The sequence below is a fragment of the Gaoshiqia hydrogeniformans genome (assembly GCF_049347105.1).
Taxonomy (GTDB): domain Bacteria; phylum Bacteroidota; class Bacteroidia; order Bacteroidales; family Prolixibacteraceae; genus Gaoshiqia; species Gaoshiqia hydrogeniformans.
On the sequence record NZ_CP186334.1, the window covers coordinates 639,954 to 663,673 of the forward strand.

General features: G+C 45.5%; 16 protein-coding genes. 1 reads left to right on the plus strand and 15 read right to left on the minus strand.

The genetic code is table 11. From position 1 onward, the window contains the following. Position 1: 1 nt before the first annotated feature. From ACOIT5_RS02680 to ACOIT5_RS02710, 7 genes are all read right to left on the minus strand, one after another. Positions 2-1,675: a DUF5018 domain-containing protein gene (locus ACOIT5_RS02680; protein ID WP_423128925.1), complete on the minus strand. Its 1,674-nt coding sequence runs from the start codon at positions 1,673-1,675 to the stop codon at positions 2-4. 11 nt (positions 1,676-1,686) lie between these two features. Further along, positions 1,687-3,324: a RagB/SusD family nutrient uptake outer membrane protein gene (locus ACOIT5_RS02685; RefSeq protein ID WP_423128926.1), complete on the minus strand. Its 1,638-nt coding sequence runs from the start codon at positions 3,322-3,324 to the stop codon at positions 1,687-1,689. Positions 3,325-3,335: 11 nt separating this feature from the next. Next, entirely contained in the window at positions 3,336-6,440 is a 3,105-nt protein-coding gene (locus ACOIT5_RS02690) for a SusC/RagA family TonB-linked outer membrane protein (RefSeq protein WP_423128927.1), read from the minus strand. 367 nt (positions 6,441-6,807) lie between these two features. Next, entirely contained in the window at positions 6,808-8,019 is a 1,212-nt protein-coding gene (locus ACOIT5_RS02695) for an ROK family protein (RefSeq protein ID WP_423128928.1), read from the minus strand. Between the two features lie 270 nt (positions 8,020-8,289). Then, complete coding sequence (locus ACOIT5_RS02700; RefSeq protein ID WP_423128929.1) at positions 8,290-8,466, minus strand: hypothetical protein; 177 nt, start codon at positions 8,464-8,466, stop codon at positions 8,290-8,292. Between the two features lie 81 nt (positions 8,467-8,547). Next, positions 8,548-9,129: a superoxide dismutase gene (locus tag ACOIT5_RS02705; RefSeq protein ID WP_423128930.1), complete on the minus strand. Its 582-nt coding sequence runs from the start codon at positions 9,127-9,129 to the stop codon at positions 8,548-8,550. Positions 9,130-9,401: 272 nt separating this feature from the next. Next, positions 9,402-10,001: a superoxide dismutase gene (locus ACOIT5_RS02710; RefSeq protein WP_423128931.1), complete on the minus strand. Its 600-nt coding sequence runs from the start codon at positions 9,999-10,001 to the stop codon at positions 9,402-9,404. A gap of 238 nt (positions 10,002-10,239) precedes the next feature. Between ACOIT5_RS02710 and ACOIT5_RS02715 the strand changes: the two genes are divergently transcribed. Beyond that, positions 10,240-11,622 (plus strand): MATE family efflux transporter, encoded by a 1,383-nt coding sequence (locus ACOIT5_RS02715; protein WP_423128932.1) that lies wholly within the window; start codon positions 10,240-10,242, stop codon positions 11,620-11,622. Between the two features lie 43 nt (positions 11,623-11,665). On the opposite strand, the gene ACOIT5_RS02720 is transcribed toward ACOIT5_RS02715, so the two are convergent. The 8 genes from ACOIT5_RS02720 to uvrA form a co-directional block, all read right to left on the minus strand. Further along, positions 11,666-11,959 (minus strand): PG0541 family transporter-associated protein, encoded by a 294-nt coding sequence (locus ACOIT5_RS02720; RefSeq protein ID WP_423128933.1) that lies wholly within the window; start codon positions 11,957-11,959, stop codon positions 11,666-11,668. 11 nt (positions 11,960-11,970) lie between these two features. Continuing rightward, a complete protein-coding gene (locus ACOIT5_RS02725; protein WP_423128934.1) occupies positions 11,971-15,090 on the minus strand; it encodes an efflux RND transporter permease subunit in 3,120 nt (1,039 codons plus the stop codon). 42 nt (positions 15,091-15,132) lie between these two features. Further along, complete coding sequence (locus ACOIT5_RS02730) at positions 15,133-16,188, minus strand: efflux RND transporter periplasmic adaptor subunit (RefSeq protein WP_423128935.1); 1,056 nt, start codon at positions 16,186-16,188, stop codon at positions 15,133-15,135. A gap of 10 nt (positions 16,189-16,198) precedes the next feature. Next, on the minus strand, positions 16,199-17,512 hold the full coding sequence (locus ACOIT5_RS02735; protein ID WP_423128936.1) for a TolC family protein: 1,314 nt from the start codon (positions 17,510-17,512) through the stop codon (positions 16,199-16,201). Between the two features lie 24 nt (positions 17,513-17,536). Beyond that, on the minus strand, positions 17,537-18,157 hold the full coding sequence (locus ACOIT5_RS02740) for a TetR/AcrR family transcriptional regulator (protein ID WP_423128937.1): 621 nt from the start codon (positions 18,155-18,157) through the stop codon (positions 17,537-17,539). 50 nt (positions 18,158-18,207) lie between these two features. Next, the gene (locus tag ACOIT5_RS02745) at positions 18,208-18,807 is read right to left on the minus strand and encodes a TetR/AcrR family transcriptional regulator (protein ID WP_423128938.1); all 600 of its coding nucleotides are present in this window, start codon (positions 18,805-18,807) and stop codon (positions 18,208-18,210) included. 357 nt (positions 18,808-19,164) lie between these two features. Next, entirely contained in the window at positions 19,165-20,829 is a 1,665-nt protein-coding gene (locus tag ACOIT5_RS02750; protein ID WP_423128939.1) for a nucleoside kinase, read from the minus strand. A gap of 22 nt (positions 20,830-20,851) precedes the next feature. Beyond that, on the minus strand, positions 20,852-23,716 hold the full coding sequence (gene uvrA, locus ACOIT5_RS02755; RefSeq protein WP_423128940.1) for an excinuclease ABC subunit UvrA: 2,865 nt from the start codon (positions 23,714-23,716) through the stop codon (positions 20,852-20,854). Between the last annotated feature and the right edge of the window lie 4 nt (positions 23,717-23,720).

The window sequence follows — 23,720 nt, forward strand, 5'->3', positions numbered from 1 at the left end:
ATTACATATCAATGCAGTCGAACTGATACCCGACAACATAACCATTTGTAAACATGAAATAAAGATAGAGGTAGAAACCGTCGTCCGAAACCCGCAGGGCAACGTCGCCGGTTCCGTTTCCATTGGCAACCAATGGGGTAACTCCCTTGGCTCCGTATTTATCACGGTCGCATTCCCATACGACAGCACTGCAAGTCCGGGTTTCGAGGTTACCGGCGAAGTTGGCATCGCTGCTCACATCCAGCAACCACACCGCATCAGCAGCTCCCCAGGTGAAACTGTTCACCCAGTTCAGCGTGACATATTTCGCGTTATTAAACCCGATATAATCAACTGCATTCGGGATATAATTTGCGCTAATTGCATCCAGACTCTTTCTTACGGCATTGGTATTTCCATTCACCCAGGCAAACGTATTATCCGAATAAGATGCGACATAATAATCACTGTTTACATCTGTAGCAGACGTATAGATAATATCGCAGTTGGTCGTCCAGCCTTTCGCAAGTCCGCTCATGGTAACGATCTCGGGAGTTTGAGAAGTTAAAACACCACCGGTTACCGTCCAGCGGGCAAATTTTTGTCCGGTAGCAAGGATCGGCGCAGTAATAATCGCGTTATCGTCAATACTCCCGCTCACAGAGATTTTACGGCCCAACGCATATCCTTCATTCCATTCAATCATTAGTTCCGGAGTTGAGGTAACAGAGGCCAGCTTCCATAGTTTGAACGAACCGGCATTGGGCGCCAGATTACTGATCAAAATATTCCCGTCTTGGTCAGCCGTGTTATAGAAGTTTACAAGACTTCCTTTTACCGATCCCAGTTCAACTTCACCTAACTTTGCTCCGGTTTTGGCATTGAGGTAAATACTGTTTTCGCCGCGCGTATTAAGAACAACATAGTCGCCGGTTACCGCCATCCCACCGGTCAAATTATCTACTGCAATTCCAAGATCGGCCTTCAGTTTTTTGGCAAACATCAGTTTGGCACTTCCTGATCTTATCCCGTAGGGCAACTTCGAAGGAATCTCTTTCTTCACCGTATAAACACTCTTGCTTACTCCGTCGAATGCGGTAACTGTTAACTCCACATCCTGATTAAAATCAAGGATGACAGCAGAAGGATCGGGAGAAATGGTGGCATGATACGACAAGGTCACTTCAGCCAACGCTGGTTCCAGTTCGCCTACAGCAACCAGCGAAATTGTTTTTGTCGTTTCATTAATCACTCCTGTCAATCCGAGTGACGGTAACTTGAATTCCTCGATGAAACATGCTGAACTTTTACGGATTTCACCTCTGACAACATATTGTTTCTTTGCTTTCAACTGATCGGTCACGGTAATGATGTTATCCTGATTTAAATCCATGTATAGCAAAGCCGGTGTAACTGTTACATTATCATCCAGGTTTGCTTTTACCCGCATATTGGATAACATGGATTCGGTCACCTGATTGTCACTGCTTTCAGGAAAGAAATAAGGGACCGGAATAATGATCTCGTTGCTGTCGTCAGAGATATAACCGATGAATTCACCCGTCCCATCAGCAAACTTAGCCGTGATACTGTTGATACCTTCTCTTGAGACCGAAGGCATAAGCTCATCAGGCGTTTGGCAACCACTCAAAAAAGTGGAAATAAAAGCTATTGCTATAATTAAATTATTCTTCATGGTTCAATTTTTTATTTCCATTCGTCATACTGCTCAATAGCTGAATTGTTTGCCAGTTCACTGTAAGGAACCGGCAATACATATGTTTTTTGCAGAAACTTGCGGTCCTGTAAATCACAATCTGCATACTCGTACAAATAACCACCTGCTGATTTAGAAATCTTCATCCCATGTACCCGGTAGTTATTGTAATTGATATGGGCCAGTTTCCATCGACGCATATCCCAGTACAAATGACCTTCATACGAAAGTTCAATTTTACGTTCGTGGCGGATAGCATTGAAAAGAGCATCGCCTGAAAGTCCTGTTTTCACAGGCAAACCAACACCTGGTCGGATCCTGACGGCATTTAGGTCGTTTAACGCCTGCCCACTGTTTCCAAGCCGGAAGTTTGCTTCGGCCCGGTTCAGATAAACTTCGGCCAAACGAATTTCGACCCAGGTTTGGGTACTCCGGTAGGTAACCAGGTCGGTATGGTTCTCATTCATGTGTTTACGCAGATAATAACCGGTAGTCGTCCGACCTTTGGCATAGGTATCCTCACGATAACCCATATACTTTCCGTTAGTTCCATCCACGCAGTTTTCCATAATTTTTCCTTTCCATACAGAACCGTTATAAATCACGGTAGCATGAAAACGAGGCTCCAGTTCTTCGTACGGAGGCCGGGTGGTAGTTCCACCTTCCTGGTGCCAGGCATTCCAGTCAACGCTTGTTCCGTCTGCCCGCTCATACAATTCGACCATTTCCTGTGTTGGTGTTCCGCTTCCTCCCTGGTTTTCTATTTCACCAAAAGGCGCGTAATCTTTATCAAAGGTATGGTTCGGTCCGGTAACCAGGTAATTGTATTCCAGAATAGATTCCGAATTACCGCCTTTCCACGCATCGTCGTAGTCGTCGGTTAAAGCATACAGGTCCAATGCAAAAACTGCATCGGCCGCGTCTTTTGCCGATTGCCATCTTTGGGCATAAAGCATCGCCCTCGATTTAAATGCAAGAACTGCTCCTTTCGTAACACGACCTTTGTTGGCAGCCGGCCATTCTTTTGGTAAAACCGAAGCGGCGTAATCCAGGTCGTCTTCGATCAAATTCCAGGTTTCATCAGCGGAAGAACGATTCTTATCCTTCTGCAAATTCATATCGGTATAAAGAATAACTCCACCATGACGTTTGGCAAGTTGGAAATAAAGGAAAGCACGGAAAAAGCGGGCTTGTCCTTCAAATAACTTATTTTTTTCCTCATCCAGTTTGGAGTATTTCTGAAGCCCGACCAGAAATTCATTTACTCTTCTAATCCTTTCATAGGTATTTCCCCAGGTATTCAACAAATTACCTGTCGGAGACATGGTTTCGGGGGTAAATACATACATGTTGGCGTCGCCCGCTTTGCTTCCGGGCACATAGGAGCCGTACTTCATCGTTTCTGTCAGTCCTTCGGTCAGGTTGCCGCTAAACTGGGAGGTCCCGAAATTACCGTAACGGTCGATATACGGATAAAACGCATTGACGTACAAGGTGACGTTGGCTTCATTTTCCCAGACCACTTCATCAGATATCCGGTCGGTAGGTGTTGTATCCAGAAATTCGTTACAACCTGTTAAACCGATAACTCCTAAAAACAGGGCTAATTTTGTTATTTTAACTTTCATAATCGCTCGAATTAAAAGGTCAATTTCACACCCATCGAAAATATTCTCTGCTGCGGATAGTATCCATTGGAAACACCCGGCTGCTCAGGGTCGATATTGTATTTAGTCAGCTCGCTCCATGTAAGCAGGTTCTGACCTTCTGCATAGACTCTCAGTTTATCCATTCCAACCGATTTAACCCACGACTGCGGTAATGTATACCCAATCTGAAGATTCTTTAACCTCAGGTAATCGCCGTTCCGGTACCAGAAACTGGATGAGAAGGCATTGTTGGAACTGAGAGTCACCAGGGATAGCCTCGGAAATTCTCCATTCAGATGATCTTCCCGCCACGAATTTTCAACCAAGTATTTCGGAGAGTTTCCTCCGTGATAAAAAGGCTTGGTCATAGACGTGTTATCCATAATACCGCTGCTGTACACACCTGTTAGAGCAACATCACGCCCAAGAGCACCCTGGAACAGGAAAGAAATGTCTATTCCCTTCCATTCTCCACTGAAAGAAAGGCCTCCGACAAATTTGGGGTAAGCCGACTTTCCGATATAACCTCGGTCCTGTTCATACGAAATAATACCGTCGCCGTTCCGGTCCATGTATTTAATGTCGCCTACACGAACACCTTTTCCTTCGATCAGGGCCGAGTTATCGATATCTTCCTGACTTTGGAACAAACCCAGCGAAATAAATCCAACCTGCGCCCCCACTTCTTTTCCGGTCAGTTTTAGCCAGTCAGGCGTATTGACCGAATCACCGTATCGTAACCAGCGTCTTTCGGTATAAGTTCCGTTCAAACCGATATTGTATGAGAATCCTCCGATTTTATTGCGGTGAGTCAGGGCAAATTCGAAGCCTTTATGATCCTGTTTATTTTTATTTTCATATCCGTATACATAGCCTCCATACGAATCGGGATAAGTTGCATTGATGGTACTAAGCATGTCATAGATATACTTGTAGAACACATCGAACTCAACACCCAGTAAGCCATTCCATAACGTAGCATCAAAACCGGCGTTATACTGAAGGGCCTTTGCCCAGGTAAGATTGATATTGGCCGGTTTAGACGTAATTAACCCGTTTAATGCCGTTCCGTTAATCACAACTGCCGGGTCATCCAAAAAAGATAAGGTATTCAGATAATAATAGGCAGGTATTTCTGTAGTACCCGTCAAGCCAATACTTCCCTTTAACTTCAGGCTGTTTACAAAACTTACCTGGTTTTTAAACCAGTCTTCTTCGGAGATCCGCCAACCCAGTGATGCAGCCGGGAATGTTCCCCAGCGTTTATTCATTCCTCCAAAAACATAACTTCCATCGTAACGGGTTGACAGTTCAGCCAAAAACCGTTGATCGTAATCATAATTGACACGTCCCACGAAACCAACCTGACGTTGTTCATAGCTGCTGCCGGACACTTTGGTCCGATCATCCAGGTTCGCAAAATCCAATTCATCCAGTTCCAGGATATCAAATCCGTAACCATAGGCTCCAAAACTATTTCCATCGCGCTGGATTGTTTCCATCAGCGCCAGCGCAGATATCTTATGCGCCCCAAACTGATTTTCGTATTTAATACTCGAATTGGTTGTCAAATGGGTGTAATGCGAAGCACCTTCTACCAAACTGGCCGTGGTTCCACGTGCATCATAGGTATAGGTATAGCTGATATCGTTCGTGGTTGAAGTAGGCGTATTCGCCACATACGTGTAATAGGGCGTTGAAAAAGATTTGGATGTCTGATAAGAGATGTCATAAGCTGTGACAAATTTGAAACTTAATCCTTTAACAGACGGCACACGGTAATTCAGAGCGATATTTGTCTGAAGGACATGTGTTTTAACCCGGCTGTATCCCGTCAGCTCAGAGGCAGCCAACGGACTGACATACGAACTTGCCGTTCTTGTTGAGACAGGCACCCCGTTTATCTCTTCCACCACGTACGGGTGAGCCCGCATGGCTTGTTGCGGTATATTGTTCCAATCGCCCGGCGAAGCTGTATAACCTGGCCGGTCCCGGTCTTCAACACGTGCTGATACATCGAATGTTAAGTCCAGGTTTCGGGCAATCTCTGCATCAATATTCGATCGGAGATTGAGGCGATCGTAATTAAAACCTTCCACATTCCCTTCCTGGTTATAATATCCCAGGGAAGTGAAATATTGTATTTTGTCAGTCCCTCCGGTTGCGTTCAGATTGAAATTTTTTGTTTTTCCGGTTCCAAAAGTTTTTTTGTACCAGTCGGTATTTCCCCAGCCGTCTGAAGGATCATTGTTCAGCATCTTTGCAACGTGTTCTGAAGTAAATACGGGAGCATCACCGTCCATTTCACGTGCTTTATTATACCAGTAGGCATATTCCGGACCATCGAGCATATCGAGCATGACGGCATTGGAACTGACTCCGTATCCTCCGGTAAATGATATTTGAGAGGCTGAAGCCTGACCACGTTTGGTGGTGATAATAATAACAGCATTGGCGCCCAAACCGTAAATGGCAGCAGAGGCAGCATCTTTTAAAACAGAGATGGTTGCAATTTCATTTGGGTCAATTTCAGCAAAGCTTCGTTCAATCCCGTCAACAATGTATTTTGCCGCTGATCCGCGAACAATAATACTGGCGGCATCGGCCCCGGGCTGACCGGATTGTTGCAGGGCAATCACTCCGGGAACCAGACCCCCGAGTCTGTTGGTAATATTTCCTACAGGAGCTTTCAGCAGTTCGTCTCCCGAAACCTGAGAAACAGCTCCGGTAATTGACTGCCGTTTCTGAGTACCGTAGCCAACGACAATAACTTCGTCAATTCCTTCCTTTTTTTCAGTAAGAACAACATTGATTTGACTCCGCGTACCAACCTGTTCTTCTTTGCTTTCGTAACCGATAAACGAAAAAACCAGCCTCGCCGCGTTATCAGTAACCGATATGGCATAATTTCCGCCGGAATCAGTAATTGTTCCTGTTGTTGATCCTTTTAATACAACAGATGCTCCGATTAGCGGCTCACCGTTTTCATCCGACACATTTCCTCTGACCATTACCTGTGCCGATACATATTGAGAAAATAAGAGGGTAATTATAGTCAGTGCATAGCCCAAAAGGCTAATTCGTTTTTTTATCATGTAAATTAACATTTATTGAACTGTTAAAATGATAGACACTTGAATAGTAATCCTGAAGTACACCTGGCATTTCTTTTCAAAAGAAAAATCATGCAAAACAAATCCGGGAAGAAACAGCAAGAAAAACATCTCCCGGCATGACATAAAATGCCGTGTTTAAGAACAAGTTTCAACCTTCGCAAAAAGGTTTAAACATAAATATGAAAAATATTAAAATTGAAGTAAATTTGTGTTGATTATACATTCACTTCATGCCTGTCCTTGTGCCCCCAAGCCTTGTGGCAGGCTGTTTTCTTTCATCGGTCCTGTTTTTATGTTTTCATAGTCGTTTAGGTTTTTTTGAGTTAGTATTTTCTTCTGATTCCGTTTATATTAGTTGTAAGTGGCGTAATACAATTGCTGCGGCTCCTTTTGAAGCGGCATCGGCGCCTATGGAGGAAAAGATGAGTTCACAGGAACGCAAGGGCAACAACAGCCCGGTGTGGGTCATTCCCGATTTGATTGAATCAATCAGGATTTCTTTTGCCGAAACAAATTCGCCTCCGACAATAATCACCCCCGGATTCAATAAATTAATCATGTTGCCCAACGCCTTACCGATCTTAAACCCGATATTATGAATTAATGAAATGGAAAGGGCATCTCCTTCCGATGCCGCCTGTAAAATATCTTCGTATTTAATCTCACGAGAGTCTTTATTTGTCAGCAACAGAGAGGTTTCACCTGCTTCAGTTTGTTGCTGAAAGTTTTGCTCCAAAGCGTAGCCCGAAACTTCAGTGCCCAAACATCCTCTTTTCCCACACAAACAAAGTTTATCCGATTCGGCAAACTGGATATGGCCAAACTCGCCGGCGAAACCTTGTTCTCCGACAACAATTTCCCCATTGGCAATTACCGCCAAACCCAGTCCTCTACTCAGATTTACCACAAACGCATTTTTAACGTTTTTGGCCTTGCCAAAAAACTGCTCTGCCAAACCCAGCACGTGTGTATCATTATCGATGTATACCGGGAATAAAAACTTTTCAGAAAAGAAATCAGTAAGCGATTCTTTCAAGAAATTGAAATAATTATACGAGTGGCCCGTCCTGGAATTTACACGCCCGGTAATACCCATTCCCATTCCCAAAACCCGGCTGCGGTCAATGCCCGATTCCGAAATCGACCCGCGAATAAACGCAACAACGTATTCCAGGCACTCCCGCGTGTTCTCAAGAACAAAACTCTCATCTTCAACGGTAAAGATCTCGTCCATCTCAAGATTATATACCGAAAACGAAAGTCCTTTCAATAAAACAACAATCCCAATACAACAGGCATAATCCGGGTCCACTTTATACAGCGACGGGCGACGTCCGTTATCCGTCTCCTTTTTCCCCGATTCAATGATAATTTTATTATCAATCAGATCATTAACCAGTTTTGTCCCGGTTGGTATGCTTAGCTTTACCTTTTTGCAAATACCGGGAATAGTCAGCGGTTTCTCCGACCTATTAAGCAAGGCCACAATTTTCCGTTTCTGGGCATACTGCCGGTTTTCATTATTTACATCCTCGATGTCTTTCAGAAATAAGTCCATTGAATACCCCCTTGAATAATTTTTATTTTCACAGTGCAAGTTTATAATTTTTTTTATTAACTCACAATATATTTTTAAACATCTTTATTTTAATCATTCTTAGCACAGCAAGAATACGGCTCACGAAAAATAAAAAAGGCTATATCAAAAATCTAAATCGGGACCAGAACCCCATTTGTCTGATCCCGATTTAAATTTTCGATACAACCTTAATCTCAAGCAAAAGCAGATGAATACTTAGCTCCTGCTAAAACAATTTATTTAATCAAGCTATTTTGCCGGTTCCCAGGCGCAGCGCACCGGGGAAACAATTTTTCCTTCCTTTTTAAGGACATTCATGGCCTTGTCCACTTCTTTTTTATCCAGGCCGGCAGCTTCTGCTATTTCACCGGCTTTCATCGGCTTGCCGGCAGCCTTCATCACTTGCAATACTTTTTCTGCACTCATACTTTTGATTTTTGGTTTATCTTATCTTTATTCTGAATTTATTCATCCCGGGACAGGTCCTGGTGCCGGTTCAGCAACCGGTTAGCCTGAGTACCTTTCCGAAATAACGTTCCAGTCAAGCACCTGCCAGAAATCTTCAATGTATTTTGGACGAAGATTCTGTTTATCCAGGTAGTAGGCATGTTCCCACACATCACAGGTCATCAGCGGGGTTAAACCGTCGCGCAGCGGATTGCCGGCGTTTCCGGTTTGCACGATACTCAATTTTCCGGAAGCATCTTTCACCAGCCAGGCCCAACCAGAACCAAACAGGATGGCCGCTGCCTTTGTAAAGGCTTCTTTGAAAGCCTCAAACGAGCCAAAAGAGGTTTCAATCGCAGCTTTCAATTTACCGCCCGGCTCTTTGGCTGCGGTAGCCGAAAATTGAAAAAAGTAAAACGTGTGGTTCCAAACCTGTGCCCCATTATTAAAAATACCGCCTTCCGACTTTTTCACAATGGTTTCCAGATCGGCATTTTCAAATTCGGTTCCGGGAATCAGGTTATTCAGGTTATTCACGTAGGCCTGATGATGCTTGCCATAATGATAATCAATGGTTTTCTCACTGATATAAGGCTCCAGCGCATTTTTAGCGTAGGGTAATGCGGGTAATTCGAATGGCATAATTCTCAATTTAAAGTTAGACGTTTTTGATTTTTGTCTTTCTAAACATGAATTAAGCCCAAAAAGTTTGAAGAAAAAAGTAGGTCTGCTCTATTTAAAAAGAATCCAAATAACAGGTTTTAGCTGAGGAAACAGACGGCAATTTCGAGGGAAAAGACTTGTCCTGAAAAAAAGGAAAACACTGAAATTATTTTTCTATTAATCATAATCACAGATAATATGGCAATAAAAACCCCGAAGCCTCTGCTTCGGGGAAAAAAACCAAAAATCAACTAACCTTTAAACCGTTTGGCTACTTCATCCCAATTGATGACTTTCCAGAATGCATCAACGTATTCAGGACGTCTGTTCTGGTACTTCAGGTAGTAAGCATGTTCCCAGACATCAATCCCAAGAACCGGAGTTCCTTTTACATCGGCTACATCCATTAACGGATTGTCCTGATTCGGTGTGGACGAAACCACCAAACTATCACCCTGCTTTACCAGCCATGCCCAACCCGAACCGAAACGGGTAAGGGCGGCCTTTGTAAAAGCTTCTTTAAAATTATCGAAAGATTCAAATGAATGATTAATCGCTTTTAATAAATCACCTTCCGGTTGCGGTGCGCCTCCCGGCGTCATCACTTCCCAGTAAAGTAAGTGGTTGTAAAAACCACCTCCGTTGTTTCTGACTGCTGCCGGAAGTGCCGACACTCCTGACAGAATTTCGTTGATTGTTTTTCCACTCAGTTCGGTGCCCTGAATGGCGTTGTTCAAATTGCTTGTGTACGCAGCATGGTGTTTCGTATGGTGAATCTCCATCGTACGTGCATCAATCAATGGTTCTAAAGCATCATATGCGTATGATAATTGAGGTAATTCGAATGACATAACGTTCTATTTTTTGATTTCGGATTTTTTTATCTTTATATGCAAATCTACAACCTATTTGTACTCATTCCAAATAAGAAGTCTATTAAATTGATAGAATTTATTGATGCCTGATAGATGTCGTCAATCATTTTTGGCCGACTAAATCGTGAACCACGCAACATCCGGGCAATTCAACCGCCCTCGTCCGGTGCTTTATGCTTAGGAATATTTTTGCTTATTTTGCAGCCAAAAATCGGTGAATAAAGAGATTCTTCGCTTAGCCATTCCCAACATCATCAGCAATGTAACAATTCCCTTACTTGGACTGGTTGACTTGGCGCTAATGGGACACCTGAAATCGGAGGTTTACATTGGGGCGGTTGCCTTGGGAACGGTCTTATTCAATTTTATATACTGGGGTTTTAGTTTCCTGCGCATGAGCACCAGCGGGTTTACGGCTCAATTTTACGGCGAAGGAAATAAGCGCGAAAGTATCCGCGTACTCGCGCGCGCTGTTTTTATTTCGACGTTGATCAGCCTGTTTATTCTCCTCTTCCAAATACCGATTGAATGGCTGAGTTTCCGGCTGATCAACGGGAGCGACGAAGTAGAATCACTGGCCCGGGAATACTTCCGAATCAGGATCTGGGCCGCCCCGGCCACGCTTGCTTTATACACACTGAATGGTTGGTTTTTGGGCATGCAAAATGCGCGCTTTCCCATGATTACATCCATTTTAGCTAATGTATTTAATCTTCTTTTCAGTTTTATCTTTGTCGTATTCATGGACCTGGCCTCAGCCGGGGTAGCTCTCGGAACGGTCATTGCCCAATACCTCGGACTGGTAACCGGTTTGTTCCTCTTCTTTAAGAAATACCGCAAGCTCACTGTTTTCCTGAACTGGAAAGCGATCATCGACCTGGCTGCGCTGAAAAATTTCTTTCGCGTAAACAGCGATATTTTTATTCGCACATTTTGTGTAATTGCTGTTTTTACCTTTTTTACATCAAAATCAGCCGGAATAGATGATCACATCCTGGCTGTTAATTCGATACTCATCCAGTTTCTGTTGTTCTTTTCCTTTTTTATCGACGGATTTGCCTTTGCCGGCGAAGCATTGGCCGGTCGCTTTATGGGTGAAAACAGCCTCAGCCGCTTCCGGATGCTTGCCCGCAAATTATTTATCTGGGGAAGCGGACTGGCCGTTCTGTTCAGCCTGTTGTTCCTTTTCGGAGATCAACTGATCCTGTCGGTATTAACCAGCCAGAAAAGTCTGATCGAAACAGCTCAACAATATCGGGTATGGGTAATCCTAACTCCGGTAATCACTTTTGCATCTTTTATCTGGGACGGGATTTATATTGGGACAACCGCATCAAAAGAAATGCGAAACTCCATGATTGCAGCAACATTTCTGGTTTTTGTCCCGTCGTATTATCTTTTTCAGAACCACCTGGGCAATCATGCCCTCTGGCTCGCGATGATGCTTTTTATGCTAAGCCGCGGCGTATTACAGACCTTTTTATTCCCAAAAGTAGTGAGCCGGAGGTTTTTGATCGGAGAATTCGCTGTTTCTGAACGATTCAAAAACAAAAAGCACCCTGCTCATCTCAACTGCGGTGAACAGGGAATAATCTGATTTTTTCAATCCAATGCCGGGATTCGTTAAACAGTAACCCTCATTACACGGATTTCAGTACCTCCCATACAAATGCCCGGACCCCAACTTCCAGGTTTACTTCATCCATCTTTTTTACTTTTTCAAGGAGGATGTCCACTTTATCATCCGGAACAATGGTCAGCACCGCTGAATTCATTTCCGGCCAGGTGTGGGTACCCATACGGGGTTCGCCGGTTTCGGACCCCCTGCCCAGCACATCGCTCCACCAGGTATATCCCCTGATTCCCAAGCGGTCGAGCATATACTCCACCCGTTCGGAATTTGCCTGGTTAAATACCACAAAAACTGCTTTCATCTATTGTTTTTTTATTTGTCCATAAATACAAACTTCGCACGCACCTTTTCTTTTTTCCGTCGTTCTCCGCTATGGGCTAAAATGGCATACATTACCGGAACAATCACCATGGTTACCAAGGTTGAAAATACCAGCCCCCCGATGACTGTAATCCCCATCGGACGCCAGATTTCTGCTCCTTCGCCGGTACTCAGCGCCAGCGGGAGCATGCCCAGAATGGTTGTCATGGCGGTCATTAACACCGGACGCAAACGTGATTTCCCGGAGGCGGCGATGGCCTCATGCAATTCCACGCCCCGGTCGCGCATCAGGTTAATAAAGTCGACCAGCACGATCCCGTTTTTCACCACGATACCGACCAGCAGCACAGCCCCCAAGGCAGCCACTACGCTCAAGGTGGTGCCGGTTATCAGCAAGGCCAAAATCACCCCGGTAAAGGCAAACGGTATGGAGAACATAATAATCAGAGGCATCCGCAACGACTCGAACTGAGACGCCATCACGATAAAAACCAAAATCAGGCTTAAGAACAACAACATGGCCAGGTCGATAAACGATTCCTGCTGGTCTTCGTAGGCCCCGCCTACGGAAGTCACAATATCTCGCGGCTGTTCAATATCCGACACGGCAGTTTTTATCCGTTCAGCCAGCTGCCCCAGCGAAATTTTATTGGGCATGGCTGAAATCGTCACCAAACGCTCCCTGCGTTTATGCTGGATGCTTGGCGGTGACCAGAACTCGTCGACGTAACCCAATTCTTTCAATTTGATTTTTTGTCCGGCCGGGGTCATGATGGTCAGATCCTCAATATCGGATATGGAATTCCGGTACTCTTCCGTCAGCCTGATCCGGATATCATATTCTTCTCCTTCTTCTTTATAATAGGAAGGTACCAGCCCGTTAATCCGGTTTCGGATCAGCATAGACACCTGACCGGTTGACAAACCATGCTCCGACAGTTTGTTCCGGTCGAGAATCACCTGTAACTCCGGTTTATCGTCTTTGCGGCTAATACTGACATTGGTGGCTCCTTTGATGGTTTTAATCCGGTCGTAAATCTTTTCAGCATACAGGTTGGTGGCATCGAAGTTATACCCGTAAATTTCGAACTCAACCACATTTTCCGATCCACCCAGGCCCTGAGATGAAGTAGAGATCACCGAACTGACCACTTCGGGAAGCAAGGCAACCTGATCGCGAAAATCATCCGCAATTTCCCAAACCGAACGTTCACGATACTGAAGATCTTTCAGGCGTAACGTAAGGTTAACAATATTTGACCCGGTGGTACTGAACATGGAGATAAAGCCACCCTCATCGTCAGAACCTGTGGATGAAGAAATCAGTTCAACCTCGGGATAACGTTCGCTGATAATCTTTTCGAGTTTCCGGGTAACTTTAATTGATTCTTCAACCCGCAAACCTGTTTGAAGCTCCACATAAGCCGTCATCCGGCTTTGATCCGATTCGGGCATAAAGTCGGTTCCGATGAATTTGACAAGGAATAACGAGCCAAAGAAGACCATGAATGTAGCCACTATGACTATGGATTTATAATGCAATAAACGGCGCAGGAGGGATTCGTACCAGAGATCAAGCTTTCCCAGCCATTTTTCAGCGGTATTTTCGTAACTGAAGCGGCCGGTTTTTTTTCGTTGCTGCAAACGCAGGAATTTGGATGCCAGCATGGGCGTCAGCGAAATAGCGGCCAGGGTTGACGTAACTACCGTAATGGTTACAATCCAGCCTAACTGGTTAAACAGCACACCGGTCATTCCCGAAACCAATGTCAACGGATAAAAAACGGCGACCACCACGAGGGTGGTGATAAGAACCGATAGCCACACCTCATTAGTGGCGTAAATAGCTGCTTCGCGCGGACTACTCCCGCGTTCCACGTGCCGGGTAATGTTTTCGAGGACGACAATCGCATCGTCGACCACCATCCCGATAGCAATGGAAAGAGATGTTAACGAAATTACATTCAGTGAGTTACCTGTCATGTAAAGATAAACAAAGGCAACAATCAGCGAGATGGGAATGGTGAGCACAATGATGAAGGTCGCCCTCCACCGACCCAGGAAGAACAGCACCACCAACACCACAAAGATCATCGCATACAAGAGTGTTGACGACAGGTTCCGGATGGACCCTTTGATGAAGGTGGAAGAGTCAAAGATTTCCTGTATGCGAACATCGGGCGGCAAGGTTAATTTCAGTTCTTCTATCCGCTCTTTAATTTCGCGGGCCACCTTCACGGTATTGGCTCCCGACTGTTTCATCACAAACATCCGGGCGCCGGCTTCGCCGTTTATTTTTTCTTCCAGTGTCACTTCTTTCAGCGTATCTTTTACCACGGCAATATCGCGCACATACACGGGTTTTCCTTCATAATTAGCCACAATGAGGCTATTAATCCGGTCGCTTTCGGTAAATTCACCCTGCACACGAATCTGGTAATCAACTTTTCCCATTTTTACATTCCCCAGGGGAAGATTCGTGTTTTCGCCTGAAATGACTGATCCGATTTGTTCCAGCGTCAGATCGTACGCATCCAGCCGTTTGGGGTCGACATCCACATAAACCACGCGTTGCGGGCTACCGACCATTGAAACCGATCCGACTCCTTCTACCCGGTTAAGCGGGTTAATCACCTTTTCATCGATCAACTTTTCCAGCCCCGGATAATTCTCTTTTGCGGTGATCGCGTAAAAAAGAATCGGCATCATGCTGGTATTGAACTTAAAAATGGTCGGCCGGTCACAACCATCGGGCAGGTTGCCGTACACCCGGTCAACTACATCCCTGATATCGTTGGTGGCTTCATCCAGGTTAGCTCCCCACTCAAATTCCATGGAAATCACCGACAGGTTGTCAGACGAAGTGGAGGTGATTTCTTTCAGCTTATCTACCGAATTGAGTGCATCTTCCAACAGCTTGGTGATATTTGCCTCAATATCCACCGCATTGGAACCCGCGTAGGAGGTCATCACCGACACGTACGGCGGTTCCATCTCCGGGTAAAGGTCGATGGGAATATTGATGAGTGAAAAAATCCCCATCACCACAATGGCAATAAATATCATGATTGTGGTAATCGGCTTGTCTACGGCGCTTTTATATATACTCATAATCCGTTTTCTTTAAAAATGATTTTGACAACTGAGCAGCGATCAGTTTTCCGCCTGCACATCAACCCCTTCCAATAACCTGAGCTGCCCTTCGACGATGACTTTATCGCCCGCATGTAACTGGTCGGAAATCACCTCCACCTTGTCGTTATAACGTTTTCCAACCGTTACATCAATCCGTTTGGCCTTCCCGTTTTCTTCCACAAAGAGGTAACGGTTATTTGATCCCTGCATCTTCAGTACAGCAATGGAAGGCAACACCAGTGCCTGTGTTTTTTCGAGGCTAAGGGAAACCCGGCCAAACATGCCCGGCCGTAAGCGGTTATCCGTATTGGTCATTAACACTTCCACCTCGAATGACCGGCTTTGCGGATTGATGGTGGGCGCGATGCGGAAAATTTCGCCGGTAAAGACCTGATCCGGGTAAACATCAAAGCGGATATCTGTCCTCATTCCTTTTCTGATATTTGGGAAATACTGTTCGGAAACATTGATAATCGCTTTTAACTTGTCAATTTGAATGACCGACAGAATAGCCGCTTTCCCGATTGACGACACGGGAGAGCCGGAGTACATTTCGCCGGCTTCGAAATATTTACCCGAAACAATACCGTCGAACGGGGCCAACAGGCTGGTATTGTCTTCGAGGTAAGCGACATTTTCTTTTGCCGATTCATATTGGCTTTCCAACTGATCAAACTGTTGTTTCGAAATACTTCCGGTTTGATTGAGCACCTGCAAACGGGAATAATCGGTTTCGAGGTTGTTTTTCTGAATCCGGGCCTGCACCAGTTGGGCATCATTCATTTGAACCAGCAACTGGTTTTTTCTGACCCGGTCGCCTACTTCCACCTTAATGGCTTCGATTTTTCCGGGCGAGGCAGGCGCCATATGGACTTCGTTGAGCGGCTGTAATGTTGAGGTATACTCAACCATCCGGTCAATTTCCTCCTGCTGCAAGCGGATGACCCGCACCCGCTCAATGCCTGTTGTTTTGACAACAGTGGGTTGTTCGCTCTTTGCATCCTCCGATGTACATGAACTGAAAATCAGTGCAATCGCTATGATAACATTTAAAAAAACACTTAACTGTTTCATCTTTTCTGCATTATTTAATTGTTTTGTATTCTCCAGTCAGCGTATTTAACTCGTTTTGAGCCTGTAACAACTCCAATTTTACCTGTAAAAAATCGGATTCTGATTTGAGGTAATTATTGTCAGCTGTTGTCAGTTCCAGACCTGAGATAACCCCTTGTTCAAACTTTTCCTTCAGGCGTTTGTAAACCTCGCGCGATACTTCCACATTTTGTTTTTGAAGCTCGTAGGTTTCCAGTACATTCTTCAGATTGTAACTTAGCTGCCGGTACTGAACTTCGAGCTGATCCTGCAACAGGGCCCTGTTATTTCGCATCGTCTCCAGATCGATTTCGGCCTGTTTTACTTTTGACCGACGCTCACCACCCGAGAAAACCGGAATATTCAGGTTCAGCCCAACCAGGTGGGCCGGCGACATATCGAAAGCCGGTTTTAAGAGTTTGTGGGTAAACGAATAGTAGCCCGACAAAGAGGGCAGATAACTTGCCTTGCTCATATCGACCTGCTTTTCGCTCATTTCCTCCTGGATGTCCAACAACTGGTAGTCAATATTTTGTTCGGGCGAAAAGGTTTTGCCCAGGCTTCCCGGAATGGTTCTCCCGGTCAACAGGTCGGCCAGGGTATCGGTCAGATCAAGTTCGGTTTCTGCTGATACGCCAAGCTGCAAACGAAGAATATTCCTGGCTATTTCAGATTGGCGCTGTGCTGCTTTCAGTGCATTTTTCAGGCTATTCACCTGAACGAGTAACTGATCCAGTTCCACTTGTTCCATCATGCCGACTTCAACCATTGGTTTTGTCCGTTGGTAAACATCGTCCAGATTGGCCGTGTTGGATTCCAGAATTTTAACCGACTCGTCCGAAACCAGGACCAGGTAATAACTGCCGGTCACCTGGCTGACAATTTCCTGCCCGCTTTTTTCCAGATTTTTCTCTGTAATGCGTTTGTAAATTTTTGCCGATTGAAGGCCAACCAGGTAATTAGCGCTAAAGATCAGCTGCCCCACCTGCAGGTTAAAATTGCTGGTTGGTTTAATCGGAATTTGTGATGCCGGCGCATTCTCATCAAACTGAATGCTGATTTTTGCACCCATCGCGTTGGTGTAGTCGGTAGTGGCATTTACCTGGGGCAAACCGGCGGCAATGGCTTCCCGGAGTTTCTCCTGCGACTGATCGACCGAAAGCCCCGAATTAATCATTGTTTTGTTGTAATTCAGGGCGTACACTTTGGCCGCATCCAGGCTGAGCGTCAGTTTCTCCTGTGCCCCGGCCGTTCTGCCAAAGAATAAAACCAGCATCATCAAAAAGAACAGATTCGTTTTCATCATCAGAAATTGCTTAATTGTTTGTTTCTATTTTATCAACTGAAGTAACTGATCATACCGTTCGTCCATTTGCCGGAAGCCTTTTTCGGTTGTCATGCCCCTGATCTCATTCAGGATTAACTTAAAAAGAATCAGCTCGAAATCAGGACCTCTTTCGTCAAAAACCGGGGTACCGGTGAAAGCCGATACTTTTGCCATTTGGCTGAGGTAAATGTATTTCACATCCAGATCGTCCCGAAAAAGGCCTTCCCGAATACCCTGCTGCAGAATTTCTTCGGCCAGTCCGTAAATATGATGGTCCCTCACCTCCTTAATCCGGTTAAAAAGTTTACAGCTTACTTTTTTCAGGTCGGGTAAAAAAGAGGGATTGAAATTGCGTAGCTGTTGAATGTGGTAAGCATAAAAAACGCCCAGTTGGGTAAAAACATCGTCGGAAGGCTTAATCAGGCTACGCAGCCCCTGCACAAACTGCCGGATACTAAATTCGACAACCCGCTCAATCAAATGATCCCGGCTTTTCACATGAGCGTAAATCGTTTTCTTTGAAATACCCATATCCCGGGCAATTTCATCCACACTGATGCTTTTGATGCCGTATTTTGCATACAGGCTAAATGTCCGTTTGATTATTGCTTCATCATCAATCATAAACTTTGAATACTTTTGTATTTTTTAAAGTTTTCTGCAAGACAAAAAAATTAAGATTCCAGTTGTTCAATCAGTTCAATCCCCTTAGCCGTGGCAATTCCGCGGAAAAAATTGATCATCAGGGCGCTGAACACTTCCGAGATGGAATATTCTTCGGGTGGAAAGAAACTTTCATCGGTGAGCATATTGATCTGGACATGAAACAACCTGGCAACAATGGGAATATTGATGTCTTTTCGGAACAAACCTTCATTCACCCCTTTGCGCAATAAGCGGTAGGTCCGGTTATAACCATTCACCTGGCTGGCTTTATAATGCGGTTCCCAAATATCCGAATGATATTTCTTCAAATCGTAAAAAAAAGCAGGATTAATCGAGTTTATCGCTTTAATCCCCTCTTTCAGAAAAGTAAAAATAGCTTCAATGACATTGGCGGAGATAGCAATGACTTCATTGTTCCGTCGCTCATGATAGGCACTAAACCCATCCAGACAGGTCTGAATTAATTCTTTTTTATCTTTGAACGTTTCATAGACCGTTCTTTTGGAAATCCCCAGGTTAACCGCAATCTCATCCATCGTTACGGTACGGATGCCCAATTTTAAAAACTGTTTGGATGCTTCTTCTATAATTCTGTCACGAACTTCCATCTGTAAAAATTTTGCCAAAGGTAATGAAAACTTTATATACAAGTAAAGTTTTCTGATTATTCTTAAAAAAAATTCACGGACTGTTTAAAAATATCCCGGAGGAGAACAGATGGATGGGAAAATTGTCATTCACCCTTATATTTTGCTTCTTTGAATTACCGGAGATTATTCTTTTTCTGCCCACATTTATTCCATACCGGATCACGCAAATCGGGATCAGAAATGTTCCCTAATGATTGAACCCGCTTCGGGCTTCTGTGTTGTGCATCATTGTTTGCCACGGGTTTACACCCGCGGTTACTCCTATTTAATCCCTTCAGGTTTTTCTTTTCAAAACCACATGGGTGGTTTAAATGCTTAATACCGGAAGCTGCTTCCTCCCAAAAACTCGCGGATCAGCGATGTCGGCGGGATTTCACTGTCGTCGATGTGATGGAAATAACTGAAGAATTTCAGCAGGCGGTTGGCCTCACAGTATTCTTCAACAGCTTCGGGAACCGCTTTCAACAAAGGCTCGACATACTTTTTAAGTACGGCCAGCTCGTAGATCAGGGCAGAGTTAAACATCACGTCGGCATTTTCCTGGTAAGGGAAGATATTTTTTTCTTCGCCGTTTCTCACGCTGGGCCAGCGCTTGATGGTATCGGCAGCCGAGTAGCCCCGGTACTTGCTGTCGCGGATCATCCTCCGGATCAGCCGGTTGTCGGTGGTAGAAATGTGGTTGTGGTCATCCAGCGAGATCTGCGTTAAGGCCGAAAGGAAAATTTTAAAGCTGCGTCCGTTCTTAATATGCGGCATCAGCCCGGGGTTCATGCCGTGTATTCCTTCAACAATCAGTAAATGGCCATTTCCCAGGCGCAATTTTGTGCCCGAAGGTTCGTTTTTGCCCAGGATGAAATTAAAGCGGGGCAATTCAACTTCTTCGCCGTTAAAAAGCTGTAGGAGTTGTCGGTTAAAAAACTCAACATCAATGGCTTCGAGCGCTTCAAAATCATAGTTCCCGTTCTCATCACGCGGGGTATGTTCGCGGTCGACAAAATAATCGTCGAGCGAAATCATATGCGGCGTTATGCCGTTAACGGCCAGTTGAACGGCCAGACGTTTGCTGAATGTTGTTTTACCCGAAGCCGAAGGCCCGGCAATCAGGATCACCTTCACCGTATCCCGGCGTTCGTCAATCATATTGGCAATCTCGGCAATTTTCTTTTCGTGAAGGGCCTCCGATATTTTGATAATATCACCGCCGCTCCCGTTTGCCGTGTATTCGTTCAGTTGTCCCAGGTTGGGCACATCAAGCAGCTCGGCCCGTTTTTTATGTTCCTTGAAGATGCCGAACAACTTGTCCTGTAAAATAACCTCGTACACCTCGTTAAATGAATTCGGTTTGGGGACCTGCAGTAAGATTCCCTCAAAATAAGGGACAATGTCGAAGGTAGACAGGTAACCGGTTGACGGGACATGATGCCCGTAAAAATAATTGGCATAGCCGTTCAGGTAATTCAAATACGAAAACAACAGCCCTTGTTGCTCAAACAACTTGGCCTTTTCTTCCAGTCCCTGTTTGGTCAGTTCTTCAACCGCTTCTTCGGTCAGCAAGCCTCGTTTCTCGAAAGGCAGATCGCGTCTGACCCACTCGCGCATTTCATTTTTCAATTCAAAAATATCCGAATCATTAACCGGTCGGCCCAGGCCAATCAATTCACAATAGTAGCCCTGGCTGATTCCGTTCAACACCTTCAGTTTTACCTGCGGAAAAGTTTCGCGAACGGCCACATAAAGCAGGAACAACAGGGAGCGTACGTACAAGCGCCGTCCGTCGACATGGCTATAGTCTATAAACTCTACTTTTTTTGATTTGACCACCGTGAATGAAAGTTCTTTCACCTTGTGGTTCACCAATGCCCCGCAAACGGGGTTATTCAGTTTTATCTGCAGATCGTCTTTGATTTCATCCAGGGTAATCCCCAACGGGTACGACTTAACGGTATTGGTGTTTTTACAATAAATGTCGATGGTTTTCATAGTTGTTGATTCAGAAAATGGCTTATAAAGCTAATTCATTTTTAAGATATTTAGCCGTATACGATTTTTTGTTTTTGATAATTTCTTCAGGAGTTCCGGCGCTTAACACCTGCCCTCCTCCCCGCCCGCCTTCCGGCCCCAGGTCGATAATGTGATCGGCGACTTTGATCACATCCATGTTGTGTTCAATCACAATTACGGTATTTCCCCGGTCAACCAGCTTGTAGAGCACGTCAAGTAATACGCGGATATCCTCAAAATGAAGGCCGGTTGTCGGTTCATCGAGTAAATACAAGGTTTTGCCTGTATCTTTTTTAGCCAGTTCGGTAGCCAGTTTTACGCGCTGCGACTCGCCTCCCGAAAGCGTGGTTGACGACTGGCCAAGGGTAATGTAACCCAGTCCGACTTCCTGCAGGGTTTTTAACTTGTGTACAATCGATGGCAAACTTTCAAAAAACTCAACGCCCTGGTTGATGGTCATATCCAGCACATCGCTGATCGATTTTCCTTTATAACGGACATCCAGCGTCTCGCGGTTGTACCGTTTGCCGTTGCAACTGTCGCAATGAACATACACGTCGGGAAGAAAATTCATCTCGATCAGTTTCAGTCCGCCACCCTGACAGTCTTCGCAGCGCCCTCCTTTTACATTGAATGAAAACCGGCCTGGCTTATAGCCCCTGATTTTGGCTTCGGGCAGCTGGGCAAACAAAGCCCGGATATCCGAAAATACGCCGGTATAGGTCACCGGGTTCGACCGCGGCGTACGCCCCAGAGGCGACTGGTCGACCTGCACCACCTTGTCAATATTTTTTAATCCCGAAATTTTCTCATAGGGCAGCGGATCTTTTAACGATTTGAAAAAATGCTGACTTAAGATCGGCTGCAAGGTCCCGTTGATCAGGCTGGATTTGCCGCTTCCCGAAACGCCGGTCACACAGATCAGCTTACCCAGGGGAAAACTTACCTGAACATTTTTCAGGTTGTGCCCGTTGCATCCGGTGAGTTTAAGTTCCTTCCCGTTACCCTCCCTTCGTTTTTCGGGCACAGCAATCCGGCGCTCTCCGTTCAGGTATTTCGAGGTCAGCGTTCCGGCTTTCAGCACCTCCTGTGGTGTTCCGGACGCTACCACCTCGCCGCCGTGACGTCCTGCATAGGGGCCCATATCAATCAGATAATCGGCCGAGAGCATCATATCTTTATCGTGTTCCACCACAATGACCGAGTTCCCGGTATCGCGCAGTTTTTCCAGCGAATTGATCAAACGCAGGTTATCGCGATGATGCAGCCCGATACTCGGCTCATCGAGAATATACAGCACATTCACCAGTTGCGAGCCGATTTGCGTGGCCAGGCGGATACGCTGCGATTCGCCGCCCGACAGCGTGGCCGAGGCCCGGTTGAGCGACAGGTATTCCAGACCCACGTCGAGCAAAAAGCCGATCCGGGTGCGGATTTCCTTGATCACCTCGGCGCCGATTTTACGCTGACGGTCGCTAATCCGGTCTTCCAAATCCGAAAACCAGGTGCTTAGCTCCGAAATATCCATTTGGGCCAGCTCTGAAATATTTTTTTGATCAATCCTGAAATATAACGATTCCTTTTTCAGCCGGTGTCCGTCGCACTCGATGCAGGTTTTTTCGCGGATGAACTGGTTGGCCCATTTTTGCGCCGTTTTTGACGGATTATCATCGCGCTGGCTGTCAATGTATTTCACAATTCCTTCATAAGTCATCATGTAATTCACCGAAGCGCCCAGCGGAGAGTTTTTCAGCGTGATCCGTTCATTGGTTCCGTACAAAATAGCATTCAAGCCATCTTCGGGAATATCTTTGACCGGGGTTTTCAGCGTAAAACCGTATTTATCGCCCAGCGCTTCGATTTGCCAGAAAATGAGCGTGTTCTTTTGCGGTCCAAGCGGGGCAATTCCTCCCTTGGCAATGCTCAGTGCAGAATCGGGGACTATCTTTTCCAGATCAGTCTCGGCAATTTGCCCCAGCCCGTTACATTTGGGACAAGCCCCCTGCGGGGAATTAAAGGAAAAGTTGTGCGGCGCCGGTTCGTTGTACGAAATCCCGCTTGTGGGGCACATCAGTTGCCGGCTGTAATATTTCACCTCTCCCGACTCCTGATCCAGCACCAGGCAAATACCGTGTCCCTGCTTCATGGCCATATGGACCGAATCTTTTAGCCGCTTACTGCTTTCTTCTTCGAGGAGTAACCGGTCTATCACCACTTCGATAAAGTGGTTTTTGTACCGATCAACACGCATATTTGGTTTCAGTTCCTGCACTTCGCCGTCGATGCGGGCATACAGGAAACCTTTTTTACGGATTTGTTCAAAAAGCTCGCGGTAATGTCCTTTTCGTCCGCGAACCAGGGGGGCCATTACATGGATCCGCTTGCCTGCAAAATGGTCCGAAATCAGTTTCAGAATCTGGTCGTCGGTATATTTGACCATTTTCTCACCCGTATGATACGAAAAAGCATCGGCCGCCCGGGCGTACAACAAACGTAAAAAGTCGTAAATCTCGGTTACCGTACCAACCGTTGAGCGGGGATTTTTATTGGTTGTTTTTTGCTCGATGGAAATAACCGGGCTCAAACCGGTGATTTTATCCACATCCGGGCGTTCCATATTTCCCAGAAATGAGCGGGCATAAGCCGAGAATGTTTCAATGTAACGGCGCTGGCCTTCGGCATAAATCGTATCGAAAGCCAGGGACGATTTCCCGCTGCCGCTCAGTCCTGTAATAACGGTCAGCTTATTTCGCGGGATTTCGACATTGATATTCTGAAGATTGTGCACCCGGGCGCCGTGCACTGCAATCGTTTCTTCCTGACCGATCAGTTCGTCCGTCAAAGCTATTGTTTCTGTTTCCTGCATATTC

Coding starts and splice junctions, on each gene's coding strand:
- ACOIT5_RS02680 (WP_423128925.1), bottom strand. CDS start 1,675: ATGAAGAATAATTTAATTATAGCAATAGCTTTTATTTCCACTTTTTTG.
- ACOIT5_RS02685 (WP_423128926.1), bottom strand. CDS start 3,324: ATGAAAGTTAAAATAACAAAATTAGCCCTGTTTTTAGGAGTTATCGGT.
- ACOIT5_RS02690 (WP_423128927.1), bottom strand. CDS start 6,440: ATGATAAAAAAACGAATTAGCCTTTTGGGCTATGCACTGACTATAATT.
- ACOIT5_RS02695 (WP_423128928.1), bottom strand. CDS start 8,019: ATGGACTTATTTCTGAAAGACATCGAGGATGTAAATAATGAAAACCGG.
- ACOIT5_RS02700 (WP_423128929.1), bottom strand. CDS start 8,466: ATGAGTGCAGAAAAAGTATTGCAAGTGATGAAGGCTGCCGGCAAGCCG.
- ACOIT5_RS02705 (WP_423128930.1), bottom strand. CDS start 9,129: ATGCCATTCGAATTACCCGCATTACCCTACGCTAAAAATGCGCTGGAG.
- ACOIT5_RS02710 (WP_423128931.1), bottom strand. CDS start 10,001: ATGTCATTCGAATTACCTCAATTATCATACGCATATGATGCTTTAGAA.
- ACOIT5_RS02720 (WP_423128933.1), bottom strand. CDS start 11,959: ATGAAAGCAGTTTTTGTGGTATTTAACCAGGCAAATTCCGAACGGGTG.
- ACOIT5_RS02725 (WP_423128934.1), bottom strand. CDS start 15,090: ATGAGTATATATAAAAGCGCCGTAGACAAGCCGATTACCACAATCATG.
- ACOIT5_RS02730 (WP_423128935.1), bottom strand. CDS start 16,188: ATGAAACAGTTAAGTGTTTTTTTAAATGTTATCATAGCGATTGCACTG.
- ACOIT5_RS02735 (WP_423128936.1), bottom strand. CDS start 17,512: ATGATGAAAACGAATCTGTTCTTTTTGATGATGCTGGTTTTATTCTTT.
- ACOIT5_RS02740 (WP_423128937.1), bottom strand. CDS start 18,157: ATGATTGATGATGAAGCAATAATCAAACGGACATTTAGCCTGTATGCA.
- ACOIT5_RS02745 (WP_423128938.1), bottom strand. CDS start 18,807: ATGGAAGTTCGTGACAGAATTATAGAAGAAGCATCCAAACAGTTTTTA.
- ACOIT5_RS02750 (WP_423128939.1), bottom strand. CDS start 20,829: ATGAAAACCATCGACATTTATTGTAAAAACACCAATACCGTTAAGTCG.
- uvrA (WP_423128940.1), bottom strand. CDS start 23,716: ATGCAGGAAACAGAAACAATAGCTTTGACGGACGAACTGATCGGTCAG.